This is a genomic window from Vibrio natriegens NBRC 15636 = ATCC 14048 = DSM 759, from assembly GCF_035621455.1.
Taxonomy (GTDB): domain Bacteria; phylum Pseudomonadota; class Gammaproteobacteria; order Enterobacterales; family Vibrionaceae; genus Vibrio; species Vibrio natriegens.
Map to the genome: position 1 here is coordinate 1,106,807 of NZ_CP141822.1, position 17,825 is coordinate 1,124,631.

General features: G+C 46.8%; 13 protein-coding genes. 6 read left to right on the forward strand and 7 right to left on the reverse strand.

Going from position 1 to position 17,825, the window contains the following annotated elements; all coding sequences use genetic code 11:
* Positions 1-86 precede the first annotated feature (86 nt).
* From cmoM to mukB, 4 genes are read left to right on the forward strand one after another with little or no spacing between them, the layout of a single operon-like run.
* Positions 87-878, forward strand: coding sequence for a tRNA uridine 5-oxyacetic acid(34) methyltransferase CmoM (gene cmoM / locus VER99_RS05090; protein WP_014231338.1), 792 nt, complete (start codon positions 87-89; stop codon positions 876-878).
* A gap of 2 nt (positions 879-880) precedes the next feature.
* On the forward strand, positions 881-2,218 hold the full coding sequence (mukF, locus tag VER99_RS05095) for a chromosome partition protein MukF (protein WP_020332880.1): 1,338 nt from the start codon (positions 881-883) through the stop codon (positions 2,216-2,218).
* A complete protein-coding gene (gene mukE, locus VER99_RS05100; protein ID WP_014231340.1) occupies positions 2,199-2,924 on the forward strand; it encodes a chromosome partition protein MukE in 726 nt (241 codons plus the stop codon). Before mukF ends, mukE begins: the two co-directional genes overlap by 20 nt.
* Before the next feature lie 2 nt (positions 2,925-2,926).
* On the forward strand, positions 2,927-7,390 hold the full coding sequence (gene mukB, locus VER99_RS05105; protein WP_031779173.1) for a chromosome partition protein MukB: 4,464 nt from the start codon (positions 2,927-2,929) through the stop codon (positions 7,388-7,390).
* 72 nt (positions 7,391-7,462) lie between these two features.
* Here mukB and VER99_RS05110 read toward each other — a convergent pair whose 3' ends face one another.
* Entirely contained in the window at positions 7,463-8,506 is a 1,044-nt protein-coding gene (locus VER99_RS05110) for an AraC family transcriptional regulator (RefSeq protein WP_020332882.1), read from the reverse strand.
* 165 nt (positions 8,507-8,671) lie between these two features.
* On the opposite strand from VER99_RS05110, the gene VER99_RS05115 reads away from it, so the two are divergent.
* A complete protein-coding gene (locus VER99_RS05115) occupies positions 8,672-10,162 on the forward strand; it encodes a coniferyl aldehyde dehydrogenase (protein ID WP_020332883.1) in 1,491 nt (496 codons plus the stop codon).
* A gap of 259 nt (positions 10,163-10,421) precedes the next feature.
* A complete protein-coding gene (locus tag VER99_RS05120; RefSeq protein WP_020332884.1) occupies positions 10,422-12,062 on the forward strand; it encodes a GMC family oxidoreductase in 1,641 nt (546 codons plus the stop codon).
* Positions 12,063-12,164: 102 nt separating this feature from the next.
* Here VER99_RS05120 and VER99_RS05125 read toward each other — a convergent pair whose 3' ends face one another.
* The 6 genes from VER99_RS05125 to cmoA all read right to left on the reverse strand — a co-directional run bounded on the left by VER99_RS05125 (position 12,165) and on the right by cmoA (position 17,795).
* Positions 12,165-12,317 (reverse strand): hypothetical protein, encoded by a 153-nt coding sequence (locus VER99_RS05125; RefSeq protein ID WP_020332886.1) that lies wholly within the window; start codon positions 12,315-12,317, stop codon positions 12,165-12,167.
* A 239-nt stretch (positions 12,318-12,556) separates the two neighbouring features.
* The gene (locus tag VER99_RS05130) at positions 12,557-13,525 is read right to left on the reverse strand and encodes an alpha-L-glutamate ligase-like protein (RefSeq protein ID WP_020332888.1); all 969 of its coding nucleotides are present in this window, start codon (positions 13,523-13,525) and stop codon (positions 12,557-12,559) included.
* A gap of 3 nt (positions 13,526-13,528) precedes the next feature.
* Complete coding sequence (locus VER99_RS05135) at positions 13,529-15,034, reverse strand: inactive transglutaminase family protein (RefSeq protein WP_020332889.1); 1,506 nt, start codon at positions 15,032-15,034, stop codon at positions 13,529-13,531.
* A 17-nt stretch (positions 15,035-15,051) separates the two neighbouring features.
* On the reverse strand, positions 15,052-15,792 hold the full coding sequence (locus VER99_RS05140; protein ID WP_020332890.1) for an ATP-dependent zinc protease family protein: 741 nt from the start codon (positions 15,790-15,792) through the stop codon (positions 15,052-15,054).
* A gap of 220 nt (positions 15,793-16,012) precedes the next feature.
* The gene (cmoB, locus tag VER99_RS05145; RefSeq protein ID WP_014231349.1) at positions 16,013-16,984 is read right to left on the reverse strand and encodes a tRNA 5-methoxyuridine(34)/uridine 5-oxyacetic acid(34) synthase CmoB; all 972 of its coding nucleotides are present in this window, start codon (positions 16,982-16,984) and stop codon (positions 16,013-16,015) included.
* Positions 16,985-17,057: 73 nt separating this feature from the next.
* A complete protein-coding gene (gene cmoA, locus VER99_RS05150) occupies positions 17,058-17,795 on the reverse strand; it encodes a carboxy-S-adenosyl-L-methionine synthase CmoA (protein WP_020332891.1) in 738 nt (245 codons plus the stop codon).
* Positions 17,796-17,825: the final 30 nt, after the last annotated feature.

Below are 17,825 nucleotides of genomic sequence, written 5' to 3' on the forward strand. Positions count from 1 at the left end.
GAAAATAAAAATGAGGGTATTCCTCTTTATTCCTGCTTTCCTTGTGCCAGAATAGCGACACAATCCGATATGATAACTCAGCAGAAGTGACAGAAGACCGCAATTTCGACGATATCGCCCACAAATTTGCAAAAAATATTTACGGCTCCGATAAAGGGGAGATCCGCCAAATCATTGTGTGGGAAGATTTTCTACAGATTCTAAGTGAATTAGAGGCAGACCAGCAACCCCTAGAAGTTTTAGATGCAGGTGGTGGTTTAGCACAAATGTCTCAAAAGCTTGCTAAGCTCGGACATCGTGTCGCTTTATGTGATCTATCTTCGGAAATGCTGCAACTAGCCAAACAGGATATTGAAAATAATGGTTTGCTTGAGCAGTATCGCCTGATTCATTCACCTGTCCAGTCCATTGGCGAGCACATGGACAGCCAGGTGGATCTTGTCATGTTTCATGCTGTGATGGAGTGGCTGGTCGATCCTAAGACGGCGCTCGAAACGGTTCTGGAACAAGTCAAACCGGGGGGCATTGCATCGATAATGTTCTATAACCACCATGGTTTAGTCTACAAAAATGTGGTTTGTGGCAACATTCCTCATATTTTGGACGGTATGCCCCACCGAAAAAGATTTAAACTACAGCCGCAAAAAGGCCTGAAACCAGAAGAAGTTTACCAATGGATAGAAGACTCCGGGTTCAGTATTTGTGGTAAATCTGGTATTCGCTCATTCAGTGATTACATAGGAAATATGCAATACATGGGTGATTACGAGTTTGAAGATGTGTTGGCGCTAGAAAAACAACTTTGTCGACAAGAGCCATACCTCTCATTAGGTCGCTACATTCACGTGTGGGCCAAAAAGAAAGAAAAACAGGAATAACAATGAGTGAGATGACTCTCGATGCTGCAGAACAACCTATTGATGAATTGGTTGGCTGGGTTAAGCAGCAAGATTTCTCGTTGAACCTGACCACAGAGCGCTTGGCATTCTTGATTGCCATCGCAGTACTAAGTAATGAAAGGTTTGACGATGAATTGGGTGAAGGTGAACTGCACGATGCGTTCGCTATCGTTACTCGATTATTTGATGAAACGGGGGAAGCATCTGCTTTCAGAGCAAACAATGCCATCAATGAGATGGTTAAGCAGCGTTTGATCAGTCGCTTTGTCAGCGAGGTGACGGATGGGGCGAGTATTTACCGTTTGTCGCCACTGGCGATAGGCATCACGGACTATTACGTCCGTCACCGTGAGTTTTCAAAACTTCGCCTTTCTATTCAGCTGTCTATGGTTGCGGATGAAATGGCGAAAGCAATTGAAGCAGCCCAAAAAGGTGGCACACCGGGTCATTGGAAGAAAAACGTGTATGGAGTACTTAAATATTCCGTAGGCGAGATCTTCGATCAAATCGATCTTAACCAGCGTGTTATGGACGAGCAGCAACAATCTGTAAAACAGCAGATTGCTGACCTGCTGAATAAAGATTGGCGCGAAGCGATTAATAACTGTGAAGCGTTATTGTCAGAAACGTCGAGCACGCTGCGTGAACTTCAAGATACCTTGCAGGCAGCAAGTGATGAGCTGCAAACTCAGATCCTCGATATTCAGGAGCTTGTTTATGGCGATCCTGAGCTTGAGTTTATTGAAGAAGCCCTGTTTGGTCTGCAAATGAAGCTGGACCGAATCACCAGTTGGGGCCAGCAAGCGATCGATCTCTGGATTGGCTACGACCGACACGTACACAAGTTTATCCGTACCGCTATCGATATGGATAAGAACCGTGCGTTCAGTTCTCGATTGCGTCAATCGATTAAAGATTACTTTGATATGCCTTGGTATCTGACTTATGCAGATGCTGAGCGATTATCCGACCTGCGTGACGAAGCTCTGGTACTGCGTGATGACGAGGTAACAGGCCAAGTTCCGATGGAAGTGGAATACGAAGAATTTCAACAAGTCAATGATGAGTTATCAGAGCGTATTGGTGACATGCTAAAAGCCCATAAAGATCAGGGCACACCAATCGACTTGAGCGTAGTACTGCGAGATTACCTTGCACAACACCCATTTACTCATCACTTTGATTTAGCCCGAATTATTGTTGATCAGGCCGTTCGTCTGGGCTATTCAGAATCGGATTATCAAGCCATTCAGCCAGACTGGAAATCAATCAACGAATTTGGGGCAAAGGTACAAGCGAATGTCATCGACCGATACTAATGAATACATGTCAGATAAACTGGCAAAAGCAATTTCTAACCCTCTGTTCCCAGCATTAGACAGCATGCTACGAGCGGGGCGTCATATCTCAAGTGAAGATTTGGACAACCACGCATTGTTGTCGGATTTTGAACTTGAGTTGTCTTCTTTCTACCAGCGTTACAACACTGAGTTGGTGAAAGCACCGGAAGGTTTCTTCTACCTTCGTCCACGCTCTACGTCTTTGATTGGCCGTAGCGTCCTGTCTGAACTGGATATGCTGGTGGGTAAGGTGTTGTGTTTCCTTTACCTGAGCCCGGAGCGTCTGGCTCATGAAGGCATCTTTACCAATCAGGAACTCTACGACGAGATGCTGGCGCTGGCGGATGAAAACAAGTTGATGAAGCTGGTGACCAACCGCGCGACGGGTTCAGACCTTGATAAAGAGAAGCTGTTTGAAAAAGTGCGCACTTCACTGCGTCGTCTGCGTCGTCTAGGTATGATCATCAATATCGGTGAAACCGGTAAATTCAGTATCAGTGAAGCAGTATTCCGTTTTGGTGCCGACGTTCGTGTTGGTGACGATATGCGTGAAGCTCAACTGCGTCTGATCCGTGACGGTGAAGCCGTGGTTCATACCAAAGAACCAAGCCAAGGCAGTCTGTTGTCTGAAGACGATCAAGAAGAACAAGCCCAAGAAGAAATGACAGAAGAGGGTGAAGCATGAGCATGATTGAACGCGGTAAATATCAATCGCTGACCATGGTCAACTGGAACGGTTTCTTTGCCCGTACTTTTGATATCGATGGTCTGGTTACGACGCTTTCTGGTGGTAACGGTGCAGGTAAATCAACCACGATGGCGGCGTTTATCACCGCTTTGATTCCTGACCAAACATTACTTCATTTCCGTAACACCACAGAAGCGGGCAGTAGCCAATCGTCTCGCGATAAAGGTTTGTACGGTAAGTTGCAACCAGGCGCGTGTTATGCGGCGCTGGATGTGGTTAACTCACGTAACCAACGTTTACTATTTGCAGTAAAGCTGCAGCAAGTCGCGGGTCGTGATAAGAAAGTAGACATCAAACCGTTTGTTATTCAAGGCCTTCCTAGCCATGTGAAACCGACGGATGTTCTTGTTGAGAGCGTTTCTGCCACACAAGCTCGTGTGCGTCAGATCAACGAAGTTAAAGACGTAATCTCAGAGTTTGAAGGCGTTCAATTTAAAGCCTTTTCATCTATCGTCGATTACCATGCGCAAATGTTTGAGTTCGGTGTGATTCCGAAGAAGCTGCGCAACTCAGGTGACCGCTCAAAATTCTACCGTCTGATTGAAGCATCACTTTACGGTGGTATTTCGAGTGCGATTACTCGCTCGCTGCGTGACTACCTTCTGCCACAAAACGGTGGCGTGAAGAAAGCCTTCCAAGATATGGAATCCGCGCTGCGCGAAAACCGCATGACGTTAGAAGCGATCAAAACCACGCAGGCTGACCGTGACTTATTCAAACATTTGATCACCGAGTCTACCAACTACGTGGCTGCAGACTACATGCGTCACGCCAACGATCGTCGCAACAAGCTAGAACAAACGTTGTCTCTGCGTTCTGAGCTATTTGGCTCTCGCGAGACCTTGATTGAGCAAAATAATTTTCTTAACCGCGTGCAAGAAGAGCTTGAGCTGCTGATTGACTCAGAATCTGCGTTAGAGCAGGACTACCAAGCTGCGTCGGATCACTTGCAACTGGTGCAAAATGCACTTCGTCAGCAAGAGAAGATCGAACGTTACCAGGAAGATCTGGAAGAGCTCAGCGAACGTCTTGAAGAACAGATGATGGTCGTTGAAGAAGCTCAAGAACGCGTGATGAACGCTGAAGAGCAAGCGACCGTTTCTGAAGAAGAAGTCGATAGCCTTAAAACGCAACTTGCTGATTACCAGCAAGCGCTGGACGTTCAGCAAACACGTGCTCTTCAATACCAGCAAGCGGTTCAGGCACTGGATAAAGCGAAGCAGCTACTGGGTGATGACAGCCTAACGGCTGAGTCGGCGCAAGCGTTAGTTGCTGAACTTAAGAACAAAGAAACAGAAAGCACCAATGCGTTACTGTCTGTTAAGCACAAGCTGGACATGTCATCGGCAGCTGCGGAACAGTTCGAAACGGCGCTGAAGCTAGTACAAAGCATCGTTGGCCAAGTTGAGCGTAAAGATGCGTCTGAACAGGCGAAAAAAGTCATCGCTAAAGCGCGTGACTCACAGCAAATCGCACAGAATGAGCAACAGTGGCGAGCACAACATCGCGATCTTGAGCGCAGCTTAAATCAGCAGCGTCAGGCAAATGAGTTGGTGTCCGATTACAAGAAGCAATTCCATGTTGAACTGACCGACGAAATCACCTTCGAGCAGGAGCGTGAGCGTCACGCGATGCAAATTGAATCGCTGGAATTGACGCAAGAAGACGTGCGTGAACAACGCAGCGAACAGCGTCGACTAGAACAGGATTCTGCAGCAGAAATCAAAAAACTTGAAGCCATTGCACCAACGTGGATTGCAGCCAATGATGCATTGGAGAAGCTGCGTGAGCAAAGCGGTGTTGAGCTAGAAGATCGTCATGCAGTAATGAGCCATATGCAGGTGGTTCTTGAGCAAGAGAAAGAACAGTCTCTGGCAAAAGACAAACTGGCTGAACGTCGTTCTCAACTAGAAAATGAAATCGAGCGTCTTGCATCACCGGGTGGTTCTAATGATCCCCGCCTTAAAGGTCTTGCAGATACGCTGGGCGGCGTATTGCTATCTGAAATCTACGACGACATTACCATCGATGACGCGCCATACTTCAGTGCGATGTATGGCCCGGCTCGTCATGCGATTGTGGTTTCAGATTTGTCCGGCATCGAAGAAAAATTGGTTGAGCTGGACGACTGTCCGGAAGATTTGTACATCATTGAAGGCGACATTGATGCCTTTGATGACAGCTCATTCGACGCAGAAGAGCTAGAAGGCGCTGTATGCGTTCGTATGAACGATCGTCAAATGCGTTACTCACGCTTCCCGGAAATCCCACTGTTCGGCCGTGCGGCACGCGAGCAACGTTTAGAGCTACTGCGTAACGAACGTGAAGAAGTGGTTGAGAAGCATGCCAAGGCGGCATTCGACTCGCAGAAAATGCAGCGTTTGTACCAAGCGTTTAACCAGTTTGTGGCTCATCATATTCAGGTTGCGTTTGAAGCTGATCCTGAACAAGCATTGGCAAAGGTACGTGAAAAGCGTAACCAAATCGCACGTGTACTGGCTGATTTGGAAGCAAAAGAACAACAGCAACGTTCTCAGCTTCAAATCAGCAAGCAAGCTCTGTCTTCACTGGACAAACTTGCACCAAACATGGCACTGATTGAAGACGACACACTTCAAGCCCGTTTTGACGAGCTGGAAGAGAAAATCTCGCAACTGTCAGAAGCAAAATCGTTCCTCAACCAACACGCGAAAGCCGTGACTGAGCTTGAGAAAGTTGTTTCAGCACTGGATGCAGACCCAGAGCAGTTTGATGCGCTTGAAGCCGAATACAAGGCGGCTGACGAGCAGCTTCAGGAATTGAAGAAACAAATTTTTGCGTTGTCCGATTTAGTTGAGCGTCGTCACTACTTTGCGTACTCAGATTCGGTCGACCTGCTGAACAAGAGCAGCGAGTTGAGCGAGCAGCTAAAAGCGAAGCTGGTTCAGGCTGAGCAAATGCGTACTCGTTCTCGTGAAGCGCTGAAACAAGCGCAAGGTCAGATGAACCAGTACAACCAAGTATTGGCTTCGCTGAAAAGCTCACACCAAGCGAAACTGGAAACGGTTCAGGAATTCAAGCAGGAGCTGCAAGAATTCGGTGTTAATGCGGATGAAGGCGCAGAAGAGCGTGCAATGCGTCGTCGTGACGAGCTGCACGAGCGTTTACACTCATCACGCAGCCGTAAGAGTGAATACGAGCGCACCATCACTTCGACGGAGCTAGAGATGAAAGGTCTGGCGAAGCGTCTGAAGAAAGTTCAGAAAGAGTACGCTGAGCTTCGCACTTTTGTCGTAGCCGCAAAAGCAGGCTGGTGTTCGGTACTTCGTTTAGCGCGTGAAAACGATGTTGAGCGTCGTCTTCACAAACGCGAACTGGCGTACATGTCTGCTGACGAACTGCGTTCGATGTCGGATAAATCGTTGGGTGCGCTGCGTCTCGCGGTTGCGAACAATGACGACCTGCGTGATTCACTGCGTCTTTCGGAAGATAACTCACGTCCTGAGCGTAAAGTTCTGTTCTACATTGCTGTTTACCAGCATCTTCGCGAGCGTATTCGTCAGGACATCATCCGTACCGATGATCCGGTAGAAGCAATCGAAGAGATGGAAGTGGAACTGGCGCGTCTGACAGAAGAGCTGACTCAACGTGAAAACCGTCTGGCAATCAGTTCTGAGTCTGCAGCAAGCATCATTAAGAAGACGATTCAGCGTGAGCAAAACCGTATTCGTATGCTGAACCAAGGCTTGTCGAACATCTCGTTTGGTCAGGTGAAAGGGGTTCGTTTGAACGTGAAGATCCGCGAAAGCCACGAAGTGCTATTGCATGGTCTTTCTTCTCAGCAGGAGCAACATAAAGACCTGTTTGAGTCTTCACGCTTTACTTTCTCAGAGGCGATGGCGAAGCTGTTCCAACGTGTAAACCCACATATCGATATGGGTCAACGTTCTCCGCAGGTTCTTGGTGAAGAGTTACTTGATTACCGTAACTACCTGGAACTAAGCGTGGAAGTGAACCGTGGTTCAGAGGGTTGGCTACAGGCGGAATCTGGCGCGCTATCTACTGGTGAGGCGATCGGTACTGGTCAGTCAATCCTGCTGATGGTGGTGCAAAGTTGGGAAGAAGAATCACGACGTCTGCGTAGTAAAGACATCATTCCTTGTCGTCTGTTGTTCCTTGATGAGGCTGCGCGTCTGGATGCGAGATCTATCTCGACACTATTCGAACTGTGTGACCGTCTGGATATGCAGCTTCTGATTGCAGCGCCAGAAAACATCAGCCCGGAGAAAGGCACAACCTACAAACTGGTGCGTAAGGTGTTTAAAGATCACGAGCATGTACACGTTGTGGGTCTGCGCGGCTTCGGTAAGACAGATAAGCCGAAGAGCGAAGCTCAGGAAATGGCAGAAGAATTTGAATCTTAATCTTCCGTTTTGAAGTTAAATGCCCGCTAACGATAGCGGGCATTTTTTATAGTTAAGTCAGCAGCGCTTTAATTAAACCTGCGTTTTTTCTATAGAAGCGGTTTGCCGATATTGCCTTGGCGAACAGCCACTCCATTTTCGAAAGGCATGACGGAAGTTTGCACTGTCCGAAAAACCGACACGTTCGGAGATATCTTCAATACTGATTTGGGTAGATGCAAGGTAATGCCGTGCGAGATGAAAGCGGACTTGATCGAGAATTTGCTGATAGCTGGTATTTTCCTGCTTAAGATGACGACTTAATGTTCTTGACGACATTCCCAGCTCGGCTGACAGCGTTTCCACAGAAGGGTAGTTACCCGGACGCTCAATAAATATCTGGGTTATTTTGTCTTTTAAGCCGTTGCTGCCACTGACTTTTGCCAGCATCTCATCGCAAGATTTGAGGCACATTTGTAATGTGATGGGGTTCGCTGCAGGCAGTGGTTGGTAAATGCTCTGCGCATCAAATTGCCATTCCAATCGCTCGCTATCGAACTCGATGTCACAATGAAATACTTGTTTATATAACGCGCTGTACTCAGGCTCAGGATAAGGAAAGCGAATGACTTTGGACGGGAATGGGTGCTGCATGACTTCTTCGCATAGGTTCTGGATGGTGGAAAACCAGTATTCGCAGCAAAATGGCAACATGGATTGAAGGTCAATTAATTGCTCGGCACGGAAATAACCTAAGTTGTCTTCAACCCACATCTTCTTTTTCAGAACGGGCCCCGCGAGACGCAGATACTTAAACCCCATCACTAACGCATCAAATAGTGTGTTACTACTCAACACGGCATAGCCGAGTACCCCAAAATCACTGAACTTGGCTTGTTGACCCATACTAAGCCCTAAACTTGGTTGTTTTGAGTGGTTAAGGGCGTTACTGAAGATCATTAGCTTTTGCGTCAGGGTGATATGGGTATCTGGTGCATAAAGCTGAGAAGCACTGATACCGCTGCCATCAAGTAGCGTTTCGACACTGACACTGGGCTCTAAGTAACGCCTAAGTAGCTGTAAATCTAAAATGCCGAAAGCTTGTGTATCTGGCTCATAAACCGCGGTGTATTCCATCGTTTCTCCCTCTACGTTCGATATAATCCTAACTGGTCTGACCGAGGCTTTCTGTCAGGTTGTTCTCAAAGTTGTCCGAATATCACCGGTTTTTGTCATTTTGTAACCTGTGATTAATGTTATCAAAATGTTGTAATGCAATAAATCGCATGGTGGGAGAGAAATATGAATATGCTGGCAAAGCAAGATGAGACGGTTAATAACAACCAAAGCATGAACGTGCCTGAAAACCTCAATTCTAGCGAACTGGCTACCTGGTTCGCTGAACTTAAAACCGCCTATCAAGCGGAGCCGCTAGCAACGTTAGCTGTTAGGAAGGAGCGGCTAGTGGATTTAAAAAGGCAACTTTCTCGCTATCAGAATGTTTTAGCGGAAGCAATGAATGAAGACTTTGGCGGACGCAGTCACACAGAATCAATCATGGCTGATGTTCTTGCTCCGATTCTTGATATCAACCATGTGCTCCGTCACCTGAAAAGCTGGATGAAGCCAAGCAGACGACCAACAGAATGGTTGTTTAAAGGCAATAAGCTTGAAGTCCGTTATCAGCCCAAAGGCGTGGTAGGTATTATCTGTCCGTGGAATTTCCCTATTTACCTGTCGATTGGACCAATGATTACCGCATTGGCTGCTGGTAACCGCTGCATGATCAAAATGCCACCCAATTGCCCTGCGACGACAAAACAGCTACGCCGCATGTTAGCGGAGATTTACCCGGATAACTTGGTGCGCGTTGTCGACGGCACGCATCCTGAAGCAATGGAAATATCCCACCTTCCATTTGACCATTTGGTCTTTACCGGATCGCCAAAAAGTGGCAGAACCATCATGGCAAATGCTGCTGCCAATTTAACTCCGGTAACGCTTGAACTAGGTGGTAAATCGCCTGCGATAGTATTTGAAGATTACGATGTTAAAAAAGCGGCGGCACGCCTTGCACACGGCAAGGGGATGAACTCGGGACAAATATGCATCGCCCCGGATTACGCTTTTGTACCGGAGGGTAAACAGCAAGAGTTTGTCGAAGCACTAAAGGCTGCTCACCAATCCATGTATGGCGAGATTAAAGCGAATCAGGACTATACCGCGCTTGTGGATGATGCACAGCATAAGCGATTCCATGACTTACTGAATGATGCAAAAGAAAAGGGCGCTGAGATTACGCAATGTCTGGACGGTGGAGAAGGACGTAAAACGCCGCTCTATATCGCGATCAACCTGACACCAGATATGCGTATTTGTCAGGAAGAGATCTTTGGCCCGTTGCTTCCTGTTCATACCTATCAATCCATTGAAGAAGTAATTCAATACATTACCGACAAACCACGTCCTCTGGCTTGCTACCTGTTTACTAACGATGAGACGCAGCGTGAAACCGTGCTGACACAGACTCATAGTGGTGGCGTCACCTTGAATGACTGGGGCTGGCATGTTCTCAATCACTCGGTGCCGTTTGGCGGGGTAGGTAATTCAGGGATAGGGAATTACCACGGTGAAGAAGGGTTCAGAGAGTTGAGTCATGCACGTTCTGTATTGCAAATGCGAGACTGGTTTCCAGTTCAGCTCTTTTCACCTCCATACGGAAGTTGGGTACAAAAGCTGATACTGCGTGTTTTTGTCGGCAAGCCGGACCCGCGATTAAATAATAAAAAATAGCTGACACCGCGCCTCTTGGTGTTGAGGGAGACAGTTAGTGGATTCATCTGGATATGAAGCCTTGCCCTTCTGACTACCGCCTTGGCGCTGCACTGCCGCGCCGTACGTTTGTAACGACCTAATCAATTCAAGGATGAAATATGACGAAATCAGCGAAAGGATTACGCATTTGCGTGTTGCGTCTTTCTTCAAGAGGCATGACTTACCTGCATCAATGGCAAGAGAGTAAAGCTCATTTACTGCCTATGGGAGGCCGGTAATGGAAAGCTACGATTACATTATTGTCGGTGGTGGATCTGCAGGTTGCGTTTTAGCTTCGCGTTTATCTGAAGATCCTGAGGTGACGGTTTGTCTGTTAGAGGCTGGTGGCAAAGACAACAGTGCGTTTATTCAGACCCCTGTCGGCACGGTGGCTATGCTGCCGACCAAGTTACATAACTGGGGTTTTGAAACGGTGCCACAAACCGGATTAAATGGTCGTAAAGGTTATCAACCGAGAGGAAAAGCGTTAGGTGGTTCGAGCTCTATTAATGCCATGATGTACTCGAGAGGGAACAGGTACGATTACGACTTGTGGGCAAGTCTTGGTAATACTGGCTGGAGCTACGACGAATGTTTACCGTATTTCAAAAAAGCGGAAAACAACGAGGTTCACCACAATGAATATCATGGTCAGGGCGGGCCTTTGAATGTTACTGACTTGCGTTCTCCGAGTAAGCTTGTTGAACGATATTTGTCGGCCTGTGAGTCCATCGGAGTTCCCCGCAGTGCAGATATTAATGGCGCACAACAGTTTGGCGCGACTTACACGCAAGTGACTCAACGAGATGGTGAGCGATGCAGCGCAGCAAAAGCGTATCTGACACCACACTTAAGCCGGACAAATCTTACGGTGCTGACCAAAGCCACCACGCATAAGGTTCTGTTTGAAGGAAAGCGTGCGGTTGGCGTCGAATACGGTTTGAAAGGGAAGCGTTTCCAAATTAAATGCAATCGTGAAGTGATTCTATCGGCAGGCGCATTTGGTTCTCCACAGATCTTACTTTTATCGGGTATTGGAGCCAAAGCTGATCTCGATAAGCACAATATTGAGCAAGTTCATGAGCTACCGGGTGTTGGCGAAAACTTACAAGACCATATTGATTTGGTACACAGCTACAAATGCCTTGATAAGAGAGAGTCTTTCGGCGTCTCGCTACGAATGGTTTCTGAAATGGGTAAAGCGTTGCCTCAGTGGATGAACCAGCGTAGTGGCAAAATGAGCAGTAACTTTGCTGAAGGGATTGGCTTTCTTTACTCTGATGACAATATTGATGTGCCTGATTTGGAGTTCGTCTTTGTGGTGGGAGTGGTTGATGATCATGCACGTAAGATCCACCTCAGCCACGGTTATAGCTCTCACGTTACGCTACTAAGGCCAAAAAGTAAGGGTACCGTCAAACTTAAAAGTGCTGACCCTTATGCCGCGCCGCTGATTGACCCTGCTTTTTTAAACCACCCGGATGATATCAGCATCATGATCAAAGCGTGGAAGAAGCAACATCAGATGATGGAAAGTCAGGCATTTGATGACGTTCGAGGAGATAATTTTTATCCAGTTGATGCTGACGATGACCATGCCATTGAGCAGGATATCCGTAACCGGGCTGATACCCAATACCACCCGGTGGGTACGTGTAAAATGGGAACGGCGGATGATCCACTGGCGGTGGTGGATAAGCATTTAGTCGTCCATGGGGTAGAGGGGCTAAGAGTGGTTGACGCATCGATAATGCCAACGCTTATCGGTGGAAATACCAATGCACCTACCATCATGATTGCGGAAAAAATCTCCGATCAAATCAAGTCACAATATGCCGGATATTCTGAGTCTGAAACGACGATATCTAAGGTGGGGTAGGCCGCTAGGAAAATAACTGGTGCCAAAACCAAAATAAAAAAGCCGAGACAGTAGGACGGCAGTCTCGGCTTTTTGAGCATTTAGCTTTAGCAAGACTAAATGCTAATCTTCTGAAACATCAGGTGTAACTTCGAGCATTTCAGCAAGCTCTTCAAGTGCCTGGATAGAAATCTCTGATAAGCGTTGTAAATGCTGGTCTAGAGTCTCATGGTCAACAAGCGATGGTTCTTTATTATTTGTATCTTTTGTTAACATGTCTCAACCTCATAAGTTGAGTAAGGGGAGTACTCATAATACTCAAGATGTTGAGTATAAAAAAAACGATCTATGTTTAATTTGTTAGATAGATCATTGATTGAGGCTAGCGTTTTCGCGCTTTAAATTGAAAACGAGGTATGTCGCTCAAATATGAAAGGTGACCTAGCAATCAGAGGAATTTATGCTAGTTGCACTCACTGAACCACATGTTCGAGGTCCAGTGAGCAAAAGTGATATCAGAATTGCGGTTTAACGCCGAACTGAGCTGCTGCGTAGGCGACACGCTCTTTCGGTTTTGGGTATTCAGCAGGAGTACCAAGGCTTTCGATATGTTTTAAACGAGGCAGCAAGCCCATGCCATTCGCGATTTGAATAGCCAGGCCCGGACGCGCATTGAGCTCTAAAACCATCGGCCCTTCTTCTTTGTCCAACACCATATCTGTGCCCATGTAGCCTAGACCTGTCATTTCCCAAGCACTAGAAGCCAGTTCAAGCAAGCGCTCCCAATGTGGAACTTCCAGCGTTGAAAGGTCCTTTCCCGTATCAGGGTGGTGAGTGACGGGTTGGTCAAATTGTACAGCTCTGATCGCTTTACCCGTGGCGATATCAATACCCACACCTACAGCGCCTTGGTGAAGGTTCGCTTTACCATCAGAAGCGGCAGTCGAACAACGCATCATCGCCATTACAGGGTAGCCTTTAAACACAATGATTCGAACATCCGGCACACCTTCATAACTGAAACCATCAAAGCAGTCATCAAACTTGATCAGGTTTTCAACGACGGCAACATCGTTTTTGCCACCAAGAGAAAATAGCCCGGCAAGCGCGTTACTGATGTGGCGCTCTACTTCTTCTTTGCCAATGGTTGCACCTGAAGGCTTGGTGTATACGCCATCTTTGTGTGAGGTGACAACTAAAATACCTTTACCACCACTACCTTGAGCAGGCTTAATTACAAAGCCTGGCCACTCTTTAACCATGTTGTGGATGGTCTTTACTTCAGCTTGGTTATGGATGACGCCGATGAGGGCAGGGACGGTCGCCCCTGCTGCCTGAGCGATGATTTTAGTTTTCAGCTTGTCATCCACTAAAGGATATTTGGAACGATCATTGTAGCGACCAATATAGCTATGGTTGCGTTTGTTCATCCCCATGATGCCTTTGTGGCGAAGTTTTGCTGGCGTGGTATAACGTTCAAACATCGTTTAATCCTCCGCTAGCGGCTTGAAACGACGAAGTTCTGTCAAGCGGTAACCAGTGTACGTACCAAGTAGTAGAATCCCTGCCAGTACGATTAACTGCAGACCAATAAAATTAAACGTCAAGTGCTGGATGTACGAATTGGTCATCGCCAGGTAAACCAGTACTGCGGTAAGTAGTGAGCCACCACCTTGCATCGCCACTTCTTTCGCCCCTTCTTCTTCCCACAGAATCGACATACGTTCGATGGTCCATGACAAGATGATCATCGGGAAGAAGGTAATCGTCAGACCTTCTGTCAGGCCGATCTTAAATGCGACGACAGTGAATACCGAGATGATCATGATTACCGTGATGATAACCGCTGATATTCGAGCGACCAGAAGTAAATTAAGTCGCGACAGATAGCTTCGGATAATCAAGCCCGTACCGACAATCAGCAAGAAGCCGACAATACCAGTAATCAATTGCGTTTGGACGAAGGCGACCGCAATCAGAACTGGCATGAAGGTACCTGATGTTTTCAGGCCGATAATCACGCGCAGGAATACCACAATCAGTGCGCCAATTGGGATCAGCATGATGGTCTTAAACATAGCTTGTTCTTCAAGTGGCAAGCTATGAATAGAAATGTTCATCAGGCCATCGGCTTCAATCTTGTTGTTGGTGGCCTGTTGAGGAGTCATATCCTGCTTGATCATTGAGAAATGAACTTGGCTATTATTGCCGCCAACTAAATCGAGCAGCGATACGTTGGATTCATCCCAAACCAACAGGTTAGGTTGCACGGCCTTTTGCTCTGAGTTTGGAGAGAACAGAACCCAGTCTTTACCAGACCATACTTGTACCATTGGTTGAATGGTTTGGCGTCGGCGTCCATCTTCCAGCTCAATAACACCCACTATTTTGCTCTGTACACCCGCTGAGAGAAGGATATTGTGTAACGCATCGGTACGGTCAAAATCGTTCAGTAGCAGCGCAGAGTTTTGACTGTCCGGATCGTTCAATGTTTTGATCAGTTCACGTGCAAATGTCACGTTGTCCGCAGAGCGGCTCATTGCTCGCTCAATCAGAGCGTTTGCAGCAGCTTGTTGCGGAGCTGAAAGCGTTGGAGGGGTAATCTCATCTGCTGGTGGGAGAGGCGTCACCTGAGCTTGTGGGTCCACCAGAAATTGTGCTTTGTAGTAGATGGTCTGAGGACCGCGAGCCTGACGGATTGACCATTCTGCGCGACGTCCGGAGTCTGAGTTGATGTAAGAGACCCCATAACCAGAAGAAGAAGCGGATTCGCCGATAAGTGTGTAACCACTTTGAGTATGAGGGGCGGCAAGGGAAGCTTTTACTTCGTTGCCGTTAGCGTTGAATTCTATACGAGCTTCTACATCCCATACCTGACGCGTTTCACCTGGAGTCCATGGCACGCCATAATTTTGGTGTCTGAAAACACTCAAAGCGATGCCCGCAACCACCAATAAAATGACGGATACGTAAAACGGTATTTTTGACGTCATAATCTACCTTATTATTCTTAGTTTTCTTCTGTTTGAATATATGTGCGGCTAACATCGACCAACGCGATGTCGCGAATAAATTCTCTACCTAGTAAAATAGGATGGTTCATATGGGAACGATCTGCCAACGTAAATTGCGCTTTTTCATGGATTTTCCCAACTTTGACCCACAGTTCGACAACGGCTCTGCGATCAAGATCATCTGCCGTGGATTGACGTATCTTCACGTAGCGTAGGACAGGAGCTTCAATCCAAATATTCTTTTCTTCTTCAGACTTTGTATTGTCGGCCAAATGAAAGCGAACCCAGTTTTTTCCGTTTCTTTCAAACTCTTTAATATCGATAGCGTTTAAAGACGAAGTGGCTGCGCCAGTATCGACACGAGCATCGAACGTCTGCTTGATAGAATCTATGGTCACTTTCTCAATTGAACCGAGAATAATGTTATGTGTTGGCGTCTGTTCTACAGGGGTAGGAGCCTGAACGATGATAGGATCTTTTGGCTTTTTGACTTCGGCCATGGCTTCATCGCGGAATGTACGAAGCTCGCCTTTTAGTGTCGTCACTTCGCCTTCAAGGTTGTCGATATGGTTCGATTGGTTACTGAGCTGCTGCTCCAGAGTAGCAATACGATTATTGACATTCGTTTCTGAGGATTGGATAGCGGCTAACGTTTCTTGGTGGTACTGTTCGCCTTTGGTAAGTGTGCATCCAGATAGCAAGACGATGGCAACAACCGGAGTCAATCGTAATAACATTGAAAACCTTGGGATGGATTAAGTTGTTTGATTTTTAAGAGTTTAGCTTATATCAACAAAGCCTCACAAGTAAGAATGTTTCTCTATCTCTTATAGAGTGAGGAATAGTGACGAAAAGCTTAGAATCAAGGGTGCGAACCACACCCTTGAAGAGATAAGATGAGAGGGTAATGTCTTAATAGAAGCAGTGAGTTAGAGCAATGTCAGAAATCTAAGTTAATTATGATTTACGAGCCACAAGTACTGCACGGCGTGGCGCTGGGTAGCCTTCCACTGTTTTACTCGGATCGTTTGGATCTAGGTAGTCTGGTAGTGAATTGTGAGTCATCCAGTCTGTGGTGCGTTGCTCACCTACCGTAGTCACATTCTCATCGACGATACGGACATCTTCAAAGCCAACCAGCTCTAACCACACTTTGAGTGCTTTTGCTGAAGGGAAGAAATATACGTTGCGCATCTGAGCGTAGCGAGATGTCGGTACAAGAACGGCGTTTTCGTCACCCTCAATCACCAGGGTTTCTAATACAAGCTCACCACCCGAAACCAGCTGGTCTTTGAGCTGAATTAGATGGTCAAGCGGAGAACGGCGGTGATACAGAACACCCATACTAAATACCGTATCGAACGCTTCTAGTTTTGGTAGTTGCTCAATACCCAATGGCAGCAGGTGCGCTCGCTGATCGCCGCCCATCAGTTTGCGGATCGCTTCAAACTGGATTAGGAACAGGTGGGAAGGATCAATGCCAACACAAAGACGAGCGCCTTCACCAAGCATGCGCCACATGTGGTAGCCATTACCACAGCCGACATCGAGCACACTGCGGTTCTTGAGCGGTGAGATATGTGGAAGTACACGATCCCATTTCCAGTCACTGCGCCACTCAGTATCAATGTGAATACCATGTACTGTGTACGGCCCTTTGCGCCATGGATGGAATGTACGCAGCAAGTTTTCTAGTTTTTTCAGTTCACCTTCATGAAAAGGTGTGTCATTGCTGATGGTGACTGAGTTTTTAATGTCAACCTGATTCGGTGAGCCCTCAGGAATTTTGTTCAGTGCTTTCAACCAGCGACCAAAGTCACCGTGCTCTGCATTTTGCCAGTCCGTTAGCTGTTGTGGTAACACGTTTAGCCACGGTTGAAGACGCGTGTCTTGGGCAATTAATTGATAGAAATTTGCAAAGTTAAACATAATTAGTTAATCGCTGAGTTGATGGTGTAAAAGTAAATTGAGTTTGAGTTCGAATGTTTACTTATCCGAATGGTTACTTAATTGCAAACATAGAGCCGAAGTTAAAGCACTGGAACCAGACGTCGTAGCTAGAGAATCCAATTTTGGCGAAACGTTCTTTATGGTCTTTCTTAGAATCCGGACGCATTACATTTTCGATTGCGCTGCGTTTTTGGCTGATTTCCAGCTCGCTGTAGCCATTTGCACGTTTAAAGTCGTGGTGAAGGTCAATCAATAGTTCATTAGACACTTCATCTTCAAAGACGAATTTTTCAGACAGAATCAGAATGCCGCCAGGGCGCAGACCAGCGTAGATTTTCTCTAACAACGTGTAGCGATCTTCTGGAGAAAGAAACTGAAGTGTGAAGTTCAGGACGACTACCGAAGCGTTTTCAATTTCGATATTACGAATATCTTCTTCAACGACTTCTACTGGTGTGTCGCTGCGGTATGCGTTTACGTGAAGCTTACAACGTTCGACCATGGCTGGAGAGTTATCGACAGCGATGATTTTACAACCTTCTTGTTTAATATGGCGGCGCATTGAAAGTGTCGCTGCACCTAAAGAACACCCAAGGTCATAAATGTTGGAGTGCGGCTTAACAAAGCGTTCAGCCAGCATGCCAATCGCAGAAATGATGTTACTGTAACCCGGTACCGAGCGCTGAATCATGTCAGGAAAGACTTCCGCTACGCGTTCATCAAACGTGAAATCCCCAATTTTATCGATTGGAGCCGAAAAAATAGTATCTGGATTGCTCTTAGGGTTCATAACCAAATCTCTGCATACAAGCTGACGGGA